Here is a 3,254-nt window from a genome sequence, read left to right on the forward strand (position 1 = left end):
GTGCACCGCCATTCTCTGGAAGATGGTGTAAGTTCTTGTGCTTAACTCGGTACATAGTGTGAGTGACCACCCATGTAAAGAAACGGAAAGCGTAGATAGGCACCTGATAAAACAGGTACAGCATAACCAAAGTATTCCCTATCGCGAGCAACACAAACAGCTGTGGAATAGAAAGATCGAGAACACTCAGGCAAACAATACCCAAAACGGCGCTTCCCACCATGAATAGTGAATTGTAAATGTTGAGCCCGGCAATCACTTGAGCGCGTTCATCTGGTTTCGCTCGTAACTGCATCAGAGAATACAGAGGAACAATGAAGATACCGCCAGAGACACCTAAGAGCAGAAGATAAGCAAACAGCGGCCACAGCTCTGAATACGTCACGAATTGATGGAAAGAAGTAAATTCAGGCAAGGACTCAGGAATGGATATCGCCATCAATAGCCCAAAAATCGACATACCTAGGCTACCCATTGGTACGATGCCGATTTCAATTCTGTGATTTGACAACTTATCACAAGCCAAAGAACCTATCGCAATACCGACCGAGAAAAGAGCTAACAAAAAGGCAACCGAGCTTTCAGTGCCGTTCAAGTGGAGCTTTGTGAAGTTTGGAAACTGAGTTAGGTAAGCAGCGCCAAGGAACCAGAACCAGCTGATAGACATCAGTGCTTGAAACGTTGGGCGATCTTTTTTTGCAATCGCCAGTGTCGCGCGGGTTAGCTTTACTGGCTGCCACTTCACTTTCAGATCTGGTGCGTTACTTGGCGCTTGTGGAATAAAGCAGCTTGATACATAGCCAAGCACGGCGAAAGAAACAATACATACCGCAGCAATGAGCTTCGCGCTTTCTTCAGATGCAATAATACCGGCACCAAGAGTACCAATAAGGATGGCTAAGAATGTGCCGGTTTCGACTAAAGCGTTGCCGGATACCAGCTCTTTTGTTTCTAACTGTTGTGGAAGCAGTGCGTATTTCACCGGGCCAAAGAAGGCACTTTGCGTTCCCATTAGGAACAGAAGTAGGAGTAGTATCCCGTAGCTTTCGTAGATAAACCCGATCGCGCCCAGTGACATGATCGCCACTTCAAGGAGCTTAACTTTACGTATAAACCAAGATTTTTCGTATTTGTCAGCCAGTACACCAGCCAAAGCAGAAAACAGGAAGAAGGGCAGAATAAAAAGACCAGCGGCCAAATTAATGAATAGATTGCTGGAAATAGGCAGCGTATCTACGCTTGCGAAAGCAACAAACAGTAACAGAACATTTTTGAATATGTTGTCATTAAAGGCGCCTAGAAATTGAGTAATAAAGTAGGGTAGGAACCTTTTTTGAGTTAACAGCGAAGATTGGCTGCTGTTGTTCATTGTCTTTCCTTGAATGATTACCAGTTGGTTAAGTAGTTTGAGATTAGGTTATTGATCAACTCTTTACCATCGATAGGTTCAGAGGCGAAAAATTTATCATCAACGCTAAGTAGAGTAATTCCATGTACTCCAGACCATAATACACGGCTGGCTTTAATGACTTCGCTTTCTGTGTGTTCAGGCGCAATAGCTACCAGCAATTGCTCTAACATACCTGTCATTCTATCAATACGGTTCGATTGCCATTCAGGAAGGTTTTCACCATTCATGTTGTGCTCAAAGATAAGCTGCCAACGGTGAGGGTGTTTTTGTGCAAAATCGTGATAGCAGTATGCAAGATTGAAAAGAGCCTGTTGAGGGTTGCTCGATTGTTCAACCGCAGAAGCAGATTGGGACGACAGTTCATCTAATGTTTGAGCAACAACGTGTAAAAGGAGTAGGTTGTAGTTACCAAATACATTCACCAAGGTGCTAGGGACATAACCAATCATATTGGCAATTTTACGTAGACTTAGCTCGTGATAAGAGTGCTCTTCTAAGAAGTCGGTTACCGTCTTTAAGGTTAATTGCACTAATTGTTCGCGAGTATGATCGTTTCGTCTTGCCATGAGTACTTTCTATTAAATGAACATCGTTCAATATTTTAATGCTGCCCCAGAGTGCCGTCAATCCCTTCGCTAGTTTAGTAATCAATTAATAGCCGCAATATTATGATACATGTGTAAACGTCGTGAATATTTCATTGTTCTTTGTTAACGAGTATGATTAAGGTGTCGAAAGATAAAAAAACCTATAAAGGATAATAATGAAACGATTTTTCTCACTAGTCGCGATCCTGTTGGTAACAGTCGCGGTGACGCCAATCGCGGAAGCGAAAAAGTTTGGTGGTGGTAAGTCATTTGGCAAAAGCTTTAAAACGGCTCCAGCACCAAAACAACAAAACACAAATTCGATCCGACAAGATCAAACTGGCAAGAAAACAGCAGCAGCTAACTCTAGCAAGAAAGGCCTTATGGGCGGTCTGCTAGGTGGTTTACTTGCTGGTGGTCTTTTAGCTGCATTCTTTGGTGGCGCATTTGAAGGTATCCAGTTCATGGATATTCTGATCATGGGTCTGATTGCTTTCCTAGCGTTTAAATTCCTACGCGGAATGTTGGGCGCGAAGCAGGGCTCAATGAATCAGCAGAATGCACGTGGCCAACAGCCAGCATTCGGCGGCATGGGTCAGAACAAGTTTGAACAACCTAAGCAACAACCAAATGTTCATAACTTCGAGCAAGCACAGCCTCAATCACAACCTCATTCGCAAAATAGCGCTGGTGGTTTCGGTTTTGGTGCACAAAGCGATGTTCCACATAACTACCCACCAGGTTTTGATCAAGCGGCATTCATCAACGGTTCTCGTGAGCACTACCGTACACTGCAAGGTGCATGGAATCACAACGAGCTAAACACGATTGAAGAATACGTATCTCCAAGCCTATTTGAAGACCTAAAAGCTGAGCGTAACAAGCTAGACGGTGATCAGCATACAGACGTAATGTACGTTGATGCTGAAATCGTTCGCGCAGATCACGATGGTAGTAAAGCACAGCTAAGCCTTCAGTTTAGCGGTCGCTACCGTGACACCGCAGACGGCATTGAAGAAGATATCACTGATATCTGGCACTTAGAGCGTGACCTAACGACTCAAAATGCACCTTGGTTAATTGTTGGTATTCAAGGTTAATTCCACGATTTAACTCAACATCAATATGATGTAGTTATTCGGAATGACACCAAATAATTGAAAGCCCCTGCTGAGAAATTAGCAGGGGCTTTTTTGCGTCTAATGATATGTATCTATAAGTCGCAGCAGGGAAATTGGCTTTGAGCTTTTTTTGGG

3 protein-coding genes are annotated in these 3,254 nt (G+C 43.6%); 1 reads left to right on the forward strand and 2 read right to left on the reverse strand.

Annotated elements, in window-relative coordinates:
* Together AB6E08_RS22865 and AB6E08_RS22870 are read right to left on the reverse strand one after the other, a co-directional pair.
* The coding region (locus AB6E08_RS22865) for an MFS transporter (protein WP_372160303.1) at positions 1-1,369 on the reverse strand (1,369 nt) is incomplete at its 3' end.
* Positions 1,370-1,386: 17 nt separating this feature from the next.
* A complete protein-coding gene (locus tag AB6E08_RS22870; RefSeq protein ID WP_012604487.1) occupies positions 1,387-1,977 on the reverse strand; it encodes a TetR/AcrR family transcriptional regulator in 591 nt (196 codons plus the stop codon).
* A 197-nt stretch (positions 1,978-2,174) separates the two neighbouring features.
* Here AB6E08_RS22870 and AB6E08_RS22875 point away from each other — a divergent pair, with 197 nt between their 5' ends.
* Positions 2,175-3,098, forward strand: coding sequence for a Tim44 domain-containing protein (locus tag AB6E08_RS22875; RefSeq protein ID WP_009847262.1), 924 nt, complete (start codon positions 2,175-2,177; stop codon positions 3,096-3,098).
* Positions 3,099-3,254: the final 156 nt, after the last annotated feature.

The sequence above is a fragment of the Vibrio sp. 10N.247.310.24 genome, from assembly GCF_041467175.1.
Classification (GTDB): Bacteria; Pseudomonadota; Gammaproteobacteria; order Enterobacterales; family Vibrionaceae; genus Vibrio; species Vibrio tasmaniensis_A.